The following is a 16,247-nucleotide window of genomic DNA, read 5'->3' on the forward strand; positions in this document are numbered from 1 at the left end:
CGTTCAATCAGCTGAGCCTTCTGCCTTCGGCATCGAAAGCCAGCATCTCAGGCACTCTCAGAGAGAGGCTGATCTTCTCCTTCGGCTGGGGCCTGCTTTCGCGGCACTCGACAGTCATCTCCGCATCGGTTGCGGTCAGCACGTGAAGATATCCGGTGCCGCCAAGCTCCTCGGTGAATTCGGCGGTCACGGGCAGTGTCAGGCCGGTATCACCGGCACCGAGCCCGATATGTTCGGGCCGGACGCCGACATTGATCGCAGCACCATTTGCAACAGGGCTGCGCGTCGGCAGGTCGAAAGCCTGGCCCGGCGCGTCATCGAGCTCGACGCGGGCAAAGCCCTGTCCGGCGCCGATGACCTTGCCCTTCAGGAAGTTCATGCCCGGCGAACCGATGAAACCGGCGACAAACATGTTCCGCGGATCGCGATAGAGCTCCAAGGGAGCCCCGACCTGCTGGACGATGCCCTCCTTCAGCACGACGATCTTGTCGGCAAGCGTCATCGCCTCGACCTGGTCATGGGTGACGTAGACCATGGTCGCTCCGATCTGCCGGTGCAGGCGGGCGATCTCCATGCGCATTTTCACGCGCAGTTCGGCATCGAGGTTGGACAGCGGCTCGTCGAACAGGAAGACCCGCGGCTCGCGTACGATGGCACGGCCGATCGCCACGCGCTGGCGCTGGCCGCCGGAAAGCTGGCTCGGCTTATGCTGGAGATAATCGCCAAGGCGAAGGATATCGGCGGCCGCCTTCACCTTCTCTTGAATCTCCGCCTTCGGACGCTTGGCGATCGACAGGCTAAACGCCATGTTTTCGAAGACGGAAAGATGCGGATAGAGCGCGTAGGACTGGAAGACCATGGCAACGCCGCGCTTCGATGCTTCCCTGTGCGTGACGTCTTCATTCTCGATGCTGATCTGCCCGCCGCTCGTTTCCTCGAGCCCCGCAATCATCCTCAAAAGCGTCGATTTCCCGCAGCCGGAAGGGCCGACGAAAACGGCAAACTCACCCTGCTCGATCTCGATATCGACGCCGTGGATGACCGCGAAGGCCCCGAACGACTTCCTGACGTCAGTCAGTTTTATCCCAGACATATATCCTCCCGATGGACACTCCAGACGGGGCAGCCTCCTCCGCTGCCCCGATGGCGATCAACTCACGCCGAAGCGACGGAGAGCAGGATGAAATGATAGGATTTCGCCGGCAGCGCTCCGGTGAGCCTGCCCTCGTCGGTGACCTGGAGGCCGGATCCTGCCGTCGGCACGATACGGTTCTGATCCTCGACGGAGTTGCGCGCCTTGAGGTCTTCGCCCGCCATCGTGTGATGCTGGATGACCTTCCCGCCTTTGAAGCCCTGCAGGGCAACATCGAGATCGATCGCCTCATCGAGGCTGCGGTTGATCGCAAAGAGCGCGATGCTCTTGCCATCCTCCTGCAGCACGGCCGAAAGATCGAGATAGGGAACGTCCTGCGCGACATCGCAATCATAGGTCGGACCGGAGGCCGAAACCGTCAGCGCCGTGCCGCGGCCATACTTCGATGCGAACTGCAGCGGATAGTAGATCGACTGGCGCCAGGCCGGGCCTCCGGCCTTGGTCAGGATCGGGGCGATGACGTTGACGAGCTGCGCCATGCAGGCGATCTTGACGCGGTCGGAGCGGCGGATGAAGACGTTGATCAGCGAGGCGATGAAGATCGCATCCTCGAGATTATAGAGCTCTTCGAGCAGCGGCGGCGCTTCCGGCCAGTCCCAGTTCTTGTAGCGCTGATCGTCTTCCTTGCGGTCGTGATACCAGACGTTCCATTCGTCGAAGCAGATCTTCACGTCGCGCTTGGAGCGCTTCTTCGCCTTGATGTAATCGATGACGCCGCCGATCGTGACGATGTAGCGGTCGAGTTCGATCGCCTTGGCATAGTAGTTCAGCGTGTCGTTTTCCTCGTTGCCGAAATATTTGTGCAGCGAGATGTAATCGACGCTGTCATAGCTCGCATCGAGAACCTGTGCCTCCCATTCGGGATAGGTCTTCATCTTGTCGTTCGACGAGCCGCAGACCACGGTTTCGAGCGTCTTGTCGAAATATTTGAAGGCCTTGCTGACTTCGTTGGCAAGCAGACCATATTCCGTTGCGGTCTTGTGACCGACCTGCCAGGGGCCGTCCATCTCATTGCCGAGGCACCAGATGCGGACATTGTGCGGGTCCTTGTATCCGTGCTTGGCGCGCAGGTCGCTCCAGTAGGTGCCGCCCGGATGGTTGCAATATTCCAGGAAATTGCGAGCGTCATTCAGGCCGCGCGAACCGAGGTTCATGGCGAGCATCATCTCGGTCTTGGCGAGCTTCGACCAGTCGGCAAATTCGTTGACGCCCATCTGGTTGGTCTCGCGGGTCCGCCAGGCAAGATCGAGACGCGTCGGACGCTGGTCGCGCGGGCCGATGCCATCCTCCCAATGATAGGCCGAAACGAAATTGCCGCCCGGATAGCGGACGATCGGCATATCGAGATCGCGCACCATATCAAGAACGTCGGTACGGAAACCGTCTTTATCAGCTTTTTCGTGACCCGGCTCATAAATACCGGTGTAAACGGCGCGGCCCATATGCTCCAAGAAGGAGCCATAGACGCGCTTATCGACGGTCGAGATGGTGAATTCCCTGTTCAGGGTCGCTTTAGCCCGCATTGATGTTCCTCGTTTATTGAATTTGATTTTTGAGCAAGCTATTCTGAGAGATTTTTTTAATCAAGTATTTTGTTTAATATCCAAAAATCAGTTTTAGTATGGCGAAAGATCAAAGGAATCCGTGAGAAACCAGGCGTTTCAGGCCCAATCGTCGGTCTCCGCCGGGTCGTTAAAGCCGCGATTAACCAACCAGCCTCTGGCGCGGGAACAAATTCTGCTCCGCAACGTTTTGGCGCTCGCGACAGGAGGAGGAAGAACAGATGCCAAATGCAAAATGGAGCGAGCCGGTCGAAATCGAGTTCGACAATGCCGGATCCCGGACCGTCAGAGGCCCGTTCGACGCACTCATCTATCTCCACGACATGTGGCCGCGGCGCACGGGAGCGAAATTCGTCAGGGCAAGCAATGCATGCAAAGGCGCAGTCGAGGGACGCGTTAGCCTGGAAACGGCAAGGGAAGATTTTCTCGCGGCGGCAGCAGAAGCAAGACTAACCACCCATTGAGCCCGAGGGGCGGACGCGCACATGCCGCGTCCACCCATATTTCTGAGGAAGGAGACTGCATGCGCGCCTTGCTAATATCGTCACTGACCTTGGTCGTGACCGCCATTTGGACAGGCCCTGCCCTATCTGCCGACATGATCCAAGGTTATGAACGATCCCATGTCGCCAAGCATCGACCGAAGCCGGTCATTCGTGCACGCTATGTGCAGCGACGGCATCTCGATTGCACGGATATGATCGTCGAATACCGCTACATTCCGCGCACGAATTTGGTGACGGTGTGCCATCGCATCTGAGGCCTGCCAGACCGGCCGGCCGGTGTCAGATCGGATAGTGCCCGGGCTGCGATGCCACCGTCATCCACCTGAGGTCGGTGAATTCGTTGATGCCGGCCTTGCCGCCAAAGCGGCCATAACCGGAGGCCTTCACGCCGCCGAAGGGCATCTGTGCCTCGTCATGCACGGTCGGGCCGTTCACATGGCAGATGCCGCTTTCAATCCGTCTTGCGACCTCCATGGCGCGGGCGGCATCCCTTCCGAAGACGGCGGCGGACAGGCCATATTCCGTATCATTGGCAACACGGACCGCCTCATCGATACCGCGCACGCGTACCATGCAGGCCACCGGACCGAAGCTTTCCTCTCCATAGATCCGCATCGACGGTGTCACGTGGTCAAGCACCGTGGCGTCCATCAATGTCCCGATCGCACGGCCCCCCGCAAGCAGGCGGGCGCCTTTGGATACTGCATCCTCGATCAGGCCGTTGACGCGTTCAACCGCATCGAGGCCGATCATCGAGCCGAGCGGCGAATTGCTCTGGCGCGGATCGCCGGCAACCAGCGTCGAGGCCTTGCGGGCGAACTGATCGGCAAACTCGTCGGCCACCGCCTCGTCGACGACGATCCTCTCGGTCGACATGCAGATCTGCCCCTGGTTCATGAAGGCACCGAAGGCAGCGGCTTTCACGGATTCGCCGATATCGGCATCATCGAGCACGACGAAGGGCGCCTTACCGCCAAGCTCCAGCAGCACGGGTTTCAAATGGCGGGCGGAGACCTCGGCGATGATCCGGCCGACGCGGGTCGAGCCGGTGAAATTGACACGGCGCACGGCCGGGTGGGCGATCAGCTTTTCGACGATGGATGCAGCATCGGCGGGTGCATTCGTGAGCACATTGACGACACCGTCGCCGAGGCCCGCTTCGCGCAATGTCTCGCCGATCAGATGATGCGTCTTCGGGCAAAGCTCGGACGCCTTGAGGACGACCGTGTTGCCGCAGGCAAGCGGCAGGGCGACGGCGCGCACGCCGAGAATGACGGGCGCGTTCCAGGGTGCAATGCCAAGGACGACACCGGCCGGCTGGCGCACGGCCATCGCCAACAGGCCGGGCTTGTCCGAGGGGATCACTTCGCCGGTGATCTGAGTACACATGGCGGCGGCTTCACGCAGCATATTGGCGGCGAGATAGACGTTGAAGCCCGCCCAGGCGGCTGTCGCTCCCGTTTCCTCGGCCATGGCGGCGATGAATTCGCCGGTGCGGGAATCCAAGAGGTCGGCTGCCTTCGAAAGGCGCTTGCGCCGCTCTGTCGGTGCAAGCGCCGACCAGCCCGGAAAGGCCGCGGCCGCAGCGGCAACCGCTGCATGCGCATCTTCCAGCGTTGCGGCGGCCGCCTTCGTCGCAAGCTGACCGGTAATCGGGTTCAGCCGTTCGAAAGTCGCGCCGTCCGAAGCCGGCATGGCACGGCCGCCAATGAGAAGCATCAGGTCAACCATCTCGTTCCCTTTCAGATATGCGCCTGATTTCCCTCCCAAAGGGTTGGCGCGATGATGTCTGCTGGTTTCCGGCATCCGCCGGGAGTCATGCAAATCCCGCGGTCACGCCGGGAGATCGACGTCTTTCATTGGAAGATCCTCGCCCATATCGCCTGAACTCAGGCGCTCCTCAGGATCCAGTAGGAACCAATCCATCGGCGAAATGAATGGATTTTCCTGGCAGTTTATTGTACTTTTTCGCAAGTTTTTCAGATTCCCGCTTGGCATGCGATCGCCCGGCCGGTTGTGCGCCCGGAGTTCATGATGGCGGAAAAGTTGCTCGATATGCCGGCCCTGTCGGTCACTGCATCGATGATTTCCGCCGGCCTCGGCAGCCAGACCTGGAGCCTTGACGCCCACGGCAACCGTCCCTTCTATCAGGCCTTTTTTGTCTCGCGGGGCAGAGCGAGCCTTTCCATCGATGGGCAGGCGGGGCTTACGCTTTCGGCACCTGCAGCAGTTTGGCTGCCGCGGCGGATTTCGGGGGCTTTCGTTCTTGCCGCCGGCAGCGAGGGGGCGATGCTCTCGGCGGCCGAAGGCTTTGTCGGCAGAACGGTCGGCGACAGCCCGGCCGCCGTGCAGTTGCACGATATGATCGAACGCGTAGTCTTGGCTCAGAACGAAAATCTAGCGGGGCGTGCAGGCGATATCGGTCGTGCCTTCGAGGTCATGACGCAGGAGGCACGGGACCAACGACCCGGCGGGACAGCGCTTGTCGGCGCCTATTTTTCCGTGCTGCTGCTGCTGATATGGCGGGCCTCAGGGGCATCGGCCCCGACGAGGACGTCAGGCACAGGGGCGACCACCTTGCAGCGGTTCAGGCAGATCGTCGAATTGCGTTTCCGCGAACAGCCGGCGATCACCGATATCGCCCGCGCCATGGGCATCACCTATGACCACCTGCATCGGGCCTGCATTTCCGGCACCGGACGAAGCCCGATGGAACTGATCCATGAAAGGCTGATCGCCGAAGCAAAGCTGCGGCTTGGGCAATCGGAGCAATCCGTCGAGCAGATCGGCTTCGGGCTCGGCTTTCGCGATCCGGGCTATTTCAGCCGCTTCTTCAAGAGCCGCGTCGGCGAACCGCCCGGCGCCTACCGGCGCAAGATCGCCGAGCAGTCACAGAAAGGCCTCGCCCCATCCTTTGCCGCCTGGCCGTGAGGCACTCGCGATTGAGGCGACGGCCGTTCAGAACGTCCGCAACTCACGCGTCAGCGCCTGGAGCTGCTTGAAGCCCTCGTAGCGCTTTGCGTGACGATCAGCGATCGCACCTTGCGCCGGCTTGTAGGTCTCTTCGGCGGCCGAGAGTTTCGTCATTGCTTCACGCATATCGCTAAACAGCCCGCCAGCGACGGCGCCAAGGATCGCAGCACCCAGCAGGACGGGTTCCTCCGCCTTCGTCGCGATCACCGGTTTGCCGCTCGCATCGGCAAGCATCTGACGGACGAAATCATGCTGGCCAGCACCCCCGCTGATGACGATGTTCTCGATGGTGACGCCGGCATCAGCCTGCGTGTCGATGATCTGTCTCAGGCCATAGCCGATGCCGCAGAGGCCTGCGACATAGAGCGAGACCAGACTGTCGAGACCCCTCTCCATGTCGAGACCGGCAATCACGGCGCGGGCGTGCGGATCGGCGAAGGGCGCGCGATTGCCGAGGAATTCGGGAACGACATGCAGGCCTGCGACGAGTCTGACGGCATCGGAAGAATACCCTGCCTTTTGCGCGGCCATGTCAGCCAGAAGGACCGGCAGCGGAACGCCGCTGCGCTTCGACAATTCCTTTGCCTCGCTGGCGGCGGGATGGAAGGACAAGAGCTGTTCGATCGCCGCACCCGCAGCACTCTGACCACCCTCGTTCAACCACATGCCTGGCACCATGGCAGAATAGTAGGGACCCCAGACGCCCGGAACGAAGGCCGGTTCGACGGTTGATGTCATGGTGCAGGACGACGTGCCGAAGACGTAGCCGAGATTGGCCCGCGGACCGGCGCCGATACCAACGGTTCCGATGCCGCCAGCATGGGCATCGATCAGCCCCGCGGCGACAGCCGTTCCCGGAACGAGGCCGAGTTCACCGGCGGCCGCCGCGGTCAGGCCCTGACCGAGCGGCGAGCCGGGCTCGACGATCGACTGGCCGATGCGGGCAAAACCTTCGTCGGCCAATGCGCCGAGGCCGATCTCATGAAAGTAGGTCGCATCCCAGCGCTTCTCATGGGCGAGATAGGTCCATTTGCAGGTGACGGTACAGGTGGAACGCGCGAGATCGCCGGTCGCCCGCCATGTCAGGAAATCCGCCAGATCGAAGAATTGCCAGGCCGCATCGAAGACCTGCGGCCGCCTTTCCCTCAGCCAGAGCAGCTTCGGCGTTTCCATCTCGGGGGAGATACGACCACCGACATAGCGCAGCACTTCATGGCCGAGCGCGTTGATACGCTCCGCCTGCGGGACGGCGCGATGGTCCATCCAGACGATGATATCCCGGTTCGGGTCTTCCGAGGGACCGACGGGCAGCGGCCGGCCAGCCTCGCCGAGCACGACGAGCGAACAGGTGGCGTCAAACCCCAGGCCAGCGACCGAAGTCGGATCGATACCGCTTGCGGCGACGACCTCGCGGACGCAAGCGCAGACGGCCGTCCAGATTTCCGTACTCGACTGCTCGACGATGGAGCCGGCTTCATGAAACAGCGTGATATCCCGCTTGGCGGATGCGAGCATCAGGCCATCGAGGTCGAAGAGGCCGGCGCGGGCGCTGCCTGTACCGACATCGACGCCGATGACATGTTTGGCACCCGCTGATGACGTGTGTGAAGTGTCGCTCATGATCTCTCGTTCAAATCGGCAGTATCAGGGTTCCAGAGCATTTCCATCTTTCCTCGAATCGCGGAAACGCTCTATCTCTTTGTTTTCATGCAATTGCGGACGCAAGACCGCTACGCATTCTTGCTGGAATTGCTCTAGAGCAATCCGCAACGGGACCTGTCAAACTCTCAGAGGTCGACGCTGTTCGGCAGGATCACCAGATCGCGCACAGTGACGTTACGTGGCCGTGACAGCATGAAGAGCACGGCGTCGGCCACTTCCTTTGGCTGCATCAGGCTGCCATTGGCCAGCGCCTCTTCCATCTTGGCTTTCGGCCAGTCATCCAGGAGCGCGGTAACGACCGGTCCGGGCAGCACCGCGCCGACACGCACGCCATGCTGGGCGACCTGGCGGCGGGTCGAGTGGACGAAGGCCTGAACGGCAAATTTCGAGGCGGTGTAGATCGGCTCCCAGACGACGGGCACCACGCCGGCGATCGAACTCGTAAACAGGATATCCCCGGACTTCTGAGCGATCATATGCGGCAGCACCGCATGGACCGAGCGGAAGGCCGCATTGATGTTGAGGTTGAGCACCCGGTCCCAGGCATCCGGATCGCCGTCGGCGACCGGGCCACCAATATAGGCGCCGGCATTGGCGTGGAAGATATCGAGCCTGCCGGCCAATTCCAGAATACGCGGCAGCATACCGGAGACCTGCGGGCCATCGAGAAGATCGACGACAAGCGGCAGGGCGCCCTCACCGATCTCCTTGCAGAGGGCCTCGAGCCTGTCCTTGGCACGATCGATAAGAACGACGATTGCTCCTTCGGCACGCAGGGTGCGGGCGCATTCCAGCCCGATGCCCGATGCCGCACCGGTGATGGCGGCAACCTTGCCCTTCATGAGATCAGTCATGCAAATACTCCTTGAGAATGCGTAATCAGGCGCGGCCATGGCTGACACGGGACCGGCGAGCTAGCGAATCGACGATGACGGCGATGGCGAGAACGGCACCAGTGATCATGTAGCGCAGCGACGAACTGAGATTGAGCAGCGTAAGCCCGTTGGAAATCGCCTGGATGACGATGATGCCGAGAAGAGCCGAATAGGCGCTGCCGCGGCCACCGAACAGGCTGGTGCCGCCGATGACTGCTGCCGCAATGGCATTGAGGTTCACGTCGCCCGTGCCGGCCTGCTGGCTGGAGGAGGCAAGCCGCGAGGCCGAGAGAATGCCGCCGATGGTGGCAAGCGTCGAGCAAAGCACGAAGGCGCTGAGATAGATGCGGCGCACATTGATGCCGGCACGGCGAGCCGCCTCGCGATTGCCGCCGACGGCAAACATGGAGCGTCCCCATTTGGTGCGCGTCAGCGCATAGTTCAGGATGACAGCGATTGCGACGAAAAGGCCGAACATCCACGGCACGCCACGGCCGAGATTGAGATAATAGACGGCAAATTCCAACGCGGCGGTAAGAATGACGGCCTTGACCGCAAGCGCCCCGACCGGTGGCGAGGAGAGGTTCGAAGCCTGCCGCTGGCGGCGCTTGCGCATCTCGTTGACGACGAGGACCACGCCCGGCAAGAGCGCCAGCACGTAGGACAGCCAGTCGGGCATGACGAGAATCTGGCCGAAGCGCACGAGCGGCGAGGCATAGGGAAGGTTGATGCTGCCGGTCGGTCCCAGGATGTAGAGCTGCATGCCGAGGAGGGCCAGCAGACCGGCAAGGGTCGCAACGAAGCTCGGCATGCCAAGCCTGTTGTAGAGCACCGCATACAGCGCACCACCGACGATGCCGGCGAGGATCGCAACCAGGATCGCGAGCGGGATCGGCCAGCCCATATTGACCCAGAGCACGCCAAGGATGGCGGAGGAAAGTCCGCTCATAGAGCCGACCGAAAGGTCGATTTCGCCGAGCATCAGCACGCAGACGATGCCGAGCGAGATGACGCCGACGGTGGCACAGTCAAACAGCAGGTTGACGAGGTTGTTTGGCGCCAGAAACACCGGATTGAGCAGCGAGAAGACCGTGGAGATGACGATCAGGCCGACGAAGACCGGCAGCATGCCGAGATCGCCCGAGCGTACGCGGTCGAAGAAGGCCTTGACCATGCCCATGATGTTGTCGTCGTGGCGGACGCGTTCGTCGCTGCGATCAAGGGCAGCCGGCTGGCTGACTGTATCGGACATCTTCTGGCTCATGCGGACCTCCCGCTGGTTTCATGTGCAGCACCAGTCTTGCGCTCGATCCGCCGGGAGACTGCGTTTTCGGTGGCACCGGTGATTGCGGCGACGAGTTCCTGGTTGGACGAATCGGGCGTGAAGACGCCATTGTTGCGACCGAGGCGCAGCACAACGATGCGGTCTGCCACAGCGCGCACGTCTTCCATATTGTGGCTGATGATGATGACGCCGAGGCCGCGCTCGCGCACGCGTTCGATCAGGTTCAGCACTTCCGCGGTCTGGGCGACACCGAGAGCCGCCGTCGGCTCGTCGAGCATGATGATCTTCGGATCGAGCAGCAGCGAGCGGGCGATGGCAACCGTCTGGCGCTGGCCGCCGGAAAGCGAGGCGATCGGCTCGCGCACCGAGGGAATACGGGCGGCAAGTTCTCTGAGCAACGTCCAGGCGCGCACCTCCATGGCAACCTCATCGAGGCTCCAGGGGGACATTTCATGTCCGAGAAAGAGATTGGCGACGACGTCAAGGTTCTCGCAGAGCGCCAAGTCCTGAAAGACGGTGGCAATGCCGAGCTCCAGCGCCTTGCCGGGACTATCGAGCGTGACATTGCGGCCGCAGAATTCGATCGTTCCCGAGGACGGCTGATGCACGCCGGCAAGAACCTTGATCAGCGTCGACTTGCCGGCGCCGTTATCGCCGACCAGCGCCACGACCTCGCCGGCCTTCACTTCGAGATCGATGTCGGTCAGCGCCGACACCGCGCCGAAATTCTTGGAAATATTGCTCAACCGGAGGATCGTCTGTCCCTTCTCCGGCATATCCTTCACATCCCTAGTCATGGGGCAGCCCTTCTTGCAATAGGGGCATCCGGCCGCGACAAGCGCGGCCGGAGCTCACTCAAGTGCGTTTAGTTGGTAATGCCAAGCTTCTTGCAGCCTTCGGCATATTCGCCGGTGCAGATCTGCTCGGGCGTCTGGATCTTCTTGTCGAAGATTTCGGCCTTGATGTTCTTTGCCGTCACGACGGCGGGGATGAACAGCTGAGACGGCGTATTATAGAGCGCCGTCTTGGCCTCAGGCTTTTCACCCTTGATCATCTGCACCGCCACATTGGCAGCGGCTGCTGCGACGATTTCGGATGGCTTCGAAATCGTGTTGTACTGGTCGCCGGAAATGATCAGCTGAAGGGCTGCAATCGTCGCGTCATTGCCGGTGACCGGCGGAACCGGCTTCACGCCTGCGGCCTTGAACGCGGCAATCGCGCCGCCGGCCGTGCCGTCATTGGCGGCAACCACGCCCTTGATATCGGCCCCGAAGCGGGTGATCTGGCCGGCAGCCCATTCCTGCGCCTTTGGCGGCGCCCATTCCGGCGTGTCATATTCGGCAAGCGTCTTGTAGGTGGATTCCTTCAGGCCGCGGTGGATGCCGTCGCGGATGAGGCCTGCGGCCGCATCGGTCGGCGAGCCGTTGATCTCGAGCACGCCTGCGCCGTCGGCAACGCCTGAAGCCTGGAGATGCTCGACGAGCGACTTGGCGATCGCATAGCCGATGCCTTCGTTGTCGAAGGAGACGTAATAATCGGCCGGCTTGTCCGGGATCGGGCGGTCATAGGCGATGACCTTGACGTCCTGGGACTGGGCGATTTCGACGAGGCCGGCTGCAGCGGCGGAATCGACAGGGTCAAGAACGACCACCTTGGCGCCCTGGGCGATGACCGAGTTGAACTGCTGCTGCTGCAGCGAGGCATCGGCATTGGCGTTCTGATAGATCACCGTGCACTTCGGGCACAGCTTCTCCATCTCGGCCTTGAAGCCCGGGAAGTCGTGCTGCTCATAGCGCGTGGATGCCTGGTCGGGCATCAGAAACGCGACGGTCGCCGCTTCCTGAGCCGAGGCCATGCCGGCAAAACCGATGAAAACGGTCGCCGAGGCCATAAGCAAATTGCGATAATTCATTTTCTCCTCCTTGGTGTGATCGAAAGACAGGCCCAGGCATTGCTGGAAGTCACCACGGTTCGCCCGCTCGCCGCAGCCTTCGCCGGCATGAAAACGACGAGCAAAGCGCCCCTGCAAAAGGACAACCTCTCCGCAGCTTCTTAGAAATACCTCCCTGCACCGGCCGTTGACCGGCTTGTATCATCGATTGCGCAACTTTGCTCAATCGATGAAGCAAGAATTGCCACTTCCTCCGATTGATGTCAAGTTACCGTCAAACGGAGACGACATTTTGAATCAGGTGAAGCAGACGAAGAGGACGACGATTTACGATCTGGCGGAGCTTGCCGGCACATCCGCCAGCGCCGTCAGCGCCGTGCTCAACGGCAATTGGAAGAAGCGCAGGATCAGCAGCCAGCTTGCCGAAAAGATCATGCGGATCGCCGAGGAACAGGGTTATGCGCTAAACATGCAGGCAAGCCTGCTGAGGCGCGAAAAGTCCCACATCATCGGCATGATCGTGCCAAAATACGACAACCGCTACTTCGGCTCGATCGTCGAACTCTTCGAGGACATGGCGCGTGCGCGCGGCCTTTTCCCGATCATCACCTGCACGCGCCGCGACCCTCAGCTGGAGGTCGAGGCAGCGCGCACCATGCTCTCCTATCAGGTCGAATGCCTGATCGCGACGGGTGCCACGGACCCCGACCGTATTACCGAAATGTGTGCGGCTGCCGGCGTGCGCAGCCTCAATCTCGACCTGCCCGGTGCGCTTGCCCCCTCCGTCATCTCGGATAATTTCGCCGGCGCACGCGAGCTGACGCGTCGCATCCTGAAAAACAGCGAGCAACGGCTCGGCAAGATGGAGCCGCTGCTCTTCATCGGTGGCCGCGGCAGCGACCACAACACCGCCGAGCGTATCCGCGGCTTTCGCGGGGCACATGCGGACCTCGGCGTTGCCGTGCATGAGGAAAATATCCTTGCCTGCGGCTATGCGCCGGAAAAGGCTGAAAAGGCGTTGGACGAGCGAGCCCTTGGCGGCAAGGCACTGCCCAAGGGCATGTTCGTCAACTCGACAATCTCGCTCGAAGGCGTCATGCGCTGGATCCGCCGCTCCGGCCATCTCGACGATCGCAGTCTGGTGCTCGGTTGTTTCGACTGGGACCCCTTCGTCACCCTGCTTGGAAACGGCATCGAAATGGTGCGCCAGGACGTGCCGGGCATGCTGAACAAGGTGTTCGAGCTCATCGAATCCGGAGCGAACAAACCTGTCGTCATCCAGGTGCCGCCCCTCATTCCGGAAGCGCAGGAAGCGTAAGCGTCCGGTGCGGACCCAGTTGATCTTGGCGAGGTCGGATCGGAGAACTTCGTGGCCGGATGCGCATGACGTCTGCGGCGCTCGCTGTTCTGCCCGGCAATGCCGGCTTCATTCCGTCGGACTCGCGGCGTCTGCCACAGCCTGTGTGACGGCATCGTCGACACTGAAATTGCACCGGCTTGCCAACTCCGCTTCGCCGGCCGATTCCATCAGATCCCTGATCCAGTCATGCACGCGGGCATAATAGACGCGCTTGCCGGCCTTGTGCAGCAACGTGTCGAATTCGACGAGAGCATCGAAGCCGGTACTGTCGAGATCGACGCTTTCTTCCAGACTGACGATGACGGAAAGCGTGCTTCTATTGGAAAGCGCATGTGTCGCGATTTCCGATAATACCAATTCGGCGTTGGCGAAAAAGAGGGGCTGAGCTGGCCTGAATATGCCAATGCCGGCGATCTCGGTGGCGTCGGCATGGCGTTCCACGTCGACAAAATCGCGTGTCTGGCGAAGTCTGCCGAGTGTAATCACCCTCGCGACCGTAAGTCGCTTCAAAAACAGGACGAATGAAAGCGCAACCGCGATTAGCATGCCATTCAGGACACCGAACAGAAGCACGCCACAGGCAGCAAAGATGAGAAGAAACCGGTCGCGACCGACACGCAGAATATGCATGACCGGAGATGGATCGAGCGAGTGTAGGAGTACGCTCACGATCACGGCGGCGAGTACCGTTTGGGGAATATAAGCGAGGAGTTTCACACCGAAAAGGCAGAAAGCAGCGAGGAAAGCTGCGGCGAGCAAAGACGAGAGCCTGCTCTGCGATCCCGCCGCTTCGCTGGCGGACCCTGCCGAGAAGCCGGCCCCGACCGGCATGCCCTGGACAAGAGCGCTTGCAATATTGGCCACCCCGATTGCGCGCAATTCGCGGTTTGCGTCCACGACTTCACCATGAAGCAGCGATAGGCTTCGTACAGTGCCCCAGGACTCGGCAAAGACAATCAGCACGAGAGGCAGGGTGTAGCGAGCGATATGCTCGACACCATGCAAATCGGGCGCGGCGAACGCGTCCCAACCGATCGCGAGGCTGACAGGCCCGACGACCGGCACGCCCAGACCCTCGAGATTGAACTGGAAAGAAATCGCCGCAGCCCCCAGAGTCACAAACAGACTGCCCGGAATCTTGCGGTAACGGCGCATGGCGAGAAGGCAGACGAATGCGAATAGCGCGAGCCCGAGGCTGATGAGGTTCCATTCGTGAAACCGCGCCAGAGCGGAACGGAGGATTTCCCAAGGTTGGATATCAGCACTGCTCAAGCCCAAAATGGTCGGCAACTGCTTGATCGTGATCAGAAGGGCGGTACCGAAGGCGAAGCCCCGCAGGACAGGTCTGGATATTACGCCAGCCAAGTATCCAAGCCCCATCGCCGAGGCAATCAGGAAGACAAGACCTGCAAGCGCGACGACAACAGCTGCAAATAGCGCCTTCTGTGACGCGGGCACGTCCATAGACATGAGCATTGCCGCGAGGATCGCGGCAGAGGACGATGTCGGTGAAACAACCGCGAAACGGCAACGGCCAATGAAGAAATAGGCCGTACATCCAGCGATTGTTGCGGTAACCGCATGGCGAGGCGTCAACCCCGCGATTGAGGAGTAGGCAATCGCTTCCGGGAGCAGAAGACCGGCGACCGAAAGGCCGGCGACAGCATCACGCCAGTTCCATTTCATGGCTGTGGGATAATATCCTTCCTACTCAGGCCAGCCGCTATCCTCCTGCATTATCGAATGGTCCACAAGCATCTGGTTTCACGACTAAAAAATTATCAGCTGCGCCGCGGCCCATTTGCTCTTTCCTGGACATCGCGCCCATTTTCAACGCTGATCGCGCCATAACTAAACATCGACTGAGCTGTCTCGCGTGCTCCATGGGCGGGCACGGGTTCCGATGCTTCCAACGGATCTATGGCGCGCAACGTCAAGGAGGCTGCGCGCTCGGCTCCGCCAGCCGTCCACATCGCCGCAATTGGCATCCTCGATATCGTCGATGAAAGCGGGCCGGTTTCCACTGCAAAGGCAAAATCATTGCTCGCCTGCTTCCAGGAAATGCGGGCAATAATCCGTGAGCGTCCAATGATTTAGTGTAAGCGTGAACTTACGCAATACCCTGAATTTGGGGATGTTGACGGCGCTGAAACAGCTTTCTATGAGAAGCTGTCGACCCAGTGCGGCGGCAATAACGGGCGTCCGGTCATACGAGGTGACCGGACGCTTTTCATTCGGAAATCCGGCCTACTTCACCGCTTCCGGTGTGAAGCGCGCATAGAGCGCATGGCGATTGCCGGGATAAACAAAGCGCACATGCGTGACCGGTCCAGACTTGTTCCAGGTGCGGCGTTCGACGACGAGGCATGCGGTGGCCGGCGGGATCGAAAGCATGGCGCCCTCTTCCTCTTCCACGCCGATCGCAAAGATCTTGTGTTCAGCCGCACTCCACGGAACCTGGCTCAGAAGCCAGGGACCAGGTGCGGTTTCCCCGAATTCCTCATCTGCGGCTTCCGGCACTGTTTGCAGGTTGATCAATCGCTTTTCCAGGCAAAACGGTTGCGTCCCAGCGTAGTGGGTGCAGATGATTTCGACGAGACTGGAATTTTGCTGCAGGTCCAGCATCTGCCGGTCCTGCGCCTGTGCCTTCCTGCGGATACGCTTTGCGACCTTGTAGGAATAGGCGAGATTGAGGGACTGGACCTCCGCCTTGATATCGTGAATCTCGAGCACTGCGGACTGCGCCTGTGGCTGGATGACGAAGCTGCCGGATTTCTTGCGGCGCTCGATGAGACCGGCTTTCACCAGCTGGCTCAGAGCCTTGTTCACCGTCATACGCGAGCAGTCATATTGCTTCGTCAGCTCTATTTCGAACGGAATGCGGTAACCCGGCGGCCATTCGCCCGAGACGATGCGACCTTCGATATCCGTGAGGATACGCTGGTGTAAGGTCGTTTCCTTTGGTTCATTCATCATCACG

Annotated in this window: 14 protein-coding genes; 4 read left to right on the plus strand and 10 right to left on the minus strand. The window is 60.8% G+C overall.

Going from position 1 to position 16,247, the window contains the following annotated elements; translation table 11 throughout:
- Positions 1-7 precede the first annotated feature (7 nt).
- Both AB8B33_RS32950 and arfA read right to left on the minus strand, forming a co-directional pair.
- Complete coding sequence (locus tag AB8B33_RS32950) at positions 8-1,093, minus strand: ABC transporter ATP-binding protein (protein WP_439018583.1); 1,086 nt, start codon at positions 1,091-1,093, stop codon at positions 8-10.
- 62 nt (positions 1,094-1,155) lie between these two features.
- The gene (gene arfA / locus AB8B33_RS32955; protein WP_439018584.1) at positions 1,156-2,676 is read right to left on the minus strand and encodes an arabinosylfuranosidase ArfA; all 1,521 of its coding nucleotides are present in this window, start codon (positions 2,674-2,676) and stop codon (positions 1,156-1,158) included.
- Positions 2,677-2,936: 260 nt separating this feature from the next.
- Here arfA and AB8B33_RS32960 point away from each other — a divergent pair, with 260 nt between their 5' ends.
- Positions 2,937-3,179, plus strand: a complete 243-nt coding sequence (locus AB8B33_RS32960) for a DUF982 domain-containing protein (protein ID WP_007819632.1) — start codon at positions 2,937-2,939, stop codon at positions 3,177-3,179.
- 59 nt (positions 3,180-3,238) lie between these two features.
- The gene (locus AB8B33_RS32965; protein ID WP_439018585.1) at positions 3,239-3,475 is read left to right on the plus strand and encodes a hypothetical protein; all 237 of its coding nucleotides are present in this window, start codon (positions 3,239-3,241) and stop codon (positions 3,473-3,475) included.
- 25 nt (positions 3,476-3,500) lie between these two features.
- Here AB8B33_RS32965 and AB8B33_RS32970 read toward each other — a convergent pair whose 3' ends face one another.
- Positions 3,501-4,952, minus strand: coding sequence for an aldehyde dehydrogenase (locus tag AB8B33_RS32970; protein ID WP_439018586.1), 1,452 nt, complete (start codon positions 4,950-4,952; stop codon positions 3,501-3,503).
- 303 nt (positions 4,953-5,255) lie between these two features.
- Between AB8B33_RS32970 and AB8B33_RS32975 the strand changes: the two genes are divergently transcribed.
- Positions 5,256-6,152 carry a helix-turn-helix domain-containing protein gene (locus AB8B33_RS32975; protein ID WP_439018587.1) on the plus strand — a complete coding sequence of 299 codons (897 nt, stop codon included), beginning with the start codon at positions 5,256-5,258 and terminating at the stop codon, positions 6,150-6,152.
- 27 nt (positions 6,153-6,179) lie between these two features.
- Here AB8B33_RS32975 and AB8B33_RS32980 read toward each other — a convergent pair whose 3' ends face one another.
- From AB8B33_RS32980 to AB8B33_RS33000, 5 genes are all read right to left on the minus strand, one after another.
- Complete coding sequence (locus AB8B33_RS32980; protein ID WP_439018588.1) at positions 6,180-7,814, minus strand: FGGY-family carbohydrate kinase; 1,635 nt, start codon at positions 7,812-7,814, stop codon at positions 6,180-6,182.
- 167 nt (positions 7,815-7,981) lie between these two features.
- Positions 7,982-8,710 (minus strand): SDR family oxidoreductase, encoded by a 729-nt coding sequence (locus tag AB8B33_RS32985; protein ID WP_113321115.1) that lies wholly within the window; start codon positions 8,708-8,710, stop codon positions 7,982-7,984.
- 25 nt (positions 8,711-8,735) lie between these two features.
- Positions 8,736-9,995 (minus strand): sugar ABC transporter permease, encoded by a 1,260-nt coding sequence (locus AB8B33_RS32990; RefSeq protein ID WP_439018589.1) that lies wholly within the window; start codon positions 9,993-9,995, stop codon positions 8,736-8,738.
- Positions 9,992-10,813, minus strand: coding sequence for an ATP-binding cassette domain-containing protein (locus AB8B33_RS32995; RefSeq protein ID WP_439018590.1), 822 nt, complete (start codon positions 10,811-10,813; stop codon positions 9,992-9,994). Before AB8B33_RS32995 ends, AB8B33_RS32990 begins: the two co-directional genes overlap by 4 nt.
- A 68-nt stretch (positions 10,814-10,881) precedes the next feature.
- Positions 10,882-11,928 (minus strand): ABC transporter substrate-binding protein, encoded by a 1,047-nt coding sequence (locus AB8B33_RS33000; protein WP_439018591.1) that lies wholly within the window; start codon positions 11,926-11,928, stop codon positions 10,882-10,884.
- Positions 11,929-12,199: 271 nt separating this feature from the next.
- Between AB8B33_RS33000 and AB8B33_RS33005 the strand changes: the two genes are divergently transcribed.
- On the plus strand, positions 12,200-13,225 hold the full coding sequence (locus tag AB8B33_RS33005) for a LacI family DNA-binding transcriptional regulator (RefSeq protein ID WP_439018592.1): 1,026 nt from the start codon (positions 12,200-12,202) through the stop codon (positions 13,223-13,225).
- Between the two features lie 108 nt (positions 13,226-13,333).
- Here the strand turns inward: AB8B33_RS33005 and AB8B33_RS33010 are convergent, their stop codons facing one another.
- Both AB8B33_RS33010 and hutC read right to left on the minus strand, forming a co-directional pair.
- Entirely contained in the window at positions 13,334-14,953 is a 1,620-nt protein-coding gene (locus tag AB8B33_RS33010) for a SulP family inorganic anion transporter (protein ID WP_439018593.1), read from the minus strand.
- A gap of 561 nt (positions 14,954-15,514) precedes the next feature.
- Positions 15,515-16,240, minus strand: coding sequence for a histidine utilization repressor (gene hutC, locus AB8B33_RS33015; RefSeq protein WP_439018594.1), 726 nt, complete (start codon positions 16,238-16,240; stop codon positions 15,515-15,517).
- Positions 16,241-16,247 lie beyond the last annotated feature (7 nt).

The sequence above is a fragment of the Rhizobium sp. 768_B6_N1_8 genome (genome assembly GCF_051811225.1).
Taxonomy (GTDB): Bacteria; Pseudomonadota; Alphaproteobacteria; order Rhizobiales; family Rhizobiaceae; genus Rhizobium.

Coding starts and splice junctions, on each gene's coding strand:
- AB8B33_RS32950 (WP_439018583.1), bottom strand. CDS start 1,093: ATGTCTGGGATAAAACTGACTGACGTCAGGAAGTCGTTCGGGGCCTTC.
- arfA (WP_439018584.1), bottom strand. CDS start 2,676: ATGCGGGCTAAAGCGACCCTGAACAGGGAATTCACCATCTCGACCGTC.
- AB8B33_RS32960 (WP_007819632.1), top strand. CDS start 2,937: ATGCCAAATGCAAAATGGAGCGAGCCGGTCGAAATCGAGTTCGACAAT.
- AB8B33_RS32965 (WP_439018585.1), top strand. CDS start 3,239: ATGCGCGCCTTGCTAATATCGTCACTGACCTTGGTCGTGACCGCCATT.
- AB8B33_RS32970 (WP_439018586.1), bottom strand. CDS start 4,952: ATGGTTGACCTGATGCTTCTCATTGGCGGCCGTGCCATGCCGGCTTCG.
- AB8B33_RS32975 (WP_439018587.1), top strand. CDS start 5,256: ATGGCGGAAAAGTTGCTCGATATGCCGGCCCTGTCGGTCACTGCATCG.
- AB8B33_RS32980 (WP_439018588.1), bottom strand. CDS start 7,814: ATGAGCGACACTTCACACACGTCATCAGCGGGTGCCAAACATGTCATC.
- AB8B33_RS32985 (WP_113321115.1), bottom strand. CDS start 8,710: ATGACTGATCTCATGAAGGGCAAGGTTGCCGCCATCACCGGTGCGGCA.
- AB8B33_RS32990 (WP_439018589.1), bottom strand. CDS start 9,995: ATGAGCCAGAAGATGTCCGATACAGTCAGCCAGCCGGCTGCCCTTGAT.
- AB8B33_RS32995 (WP_439018590.1), bottom strand. CDS start 10,813: ATGACTAGGGATGTGAAGGATATGCCGGAGAAGGGACAGACGATCCTC.
- AB8B33_RS33000 (WP_439018591.1), bottom strand. CDS start 11,928: ATGAATTATCGCAATTTGCTTATGGCCTCGGCGACCGTTTTCATCGGT.
- AB8B33_RS33010 (WP_439018593.1), bottom strand. CDS start 14,953: ATGAAATGGAACTGGCGTGATGCTGTCGCCGGCCTTTCGGTCGCCGGT.
- hutC (WP_439018594.1), bottom strand. CDS start 16,240: ATGAATGAACCAAAGGAAACGACCTTACACCAGCGTATCCTCACGGAT.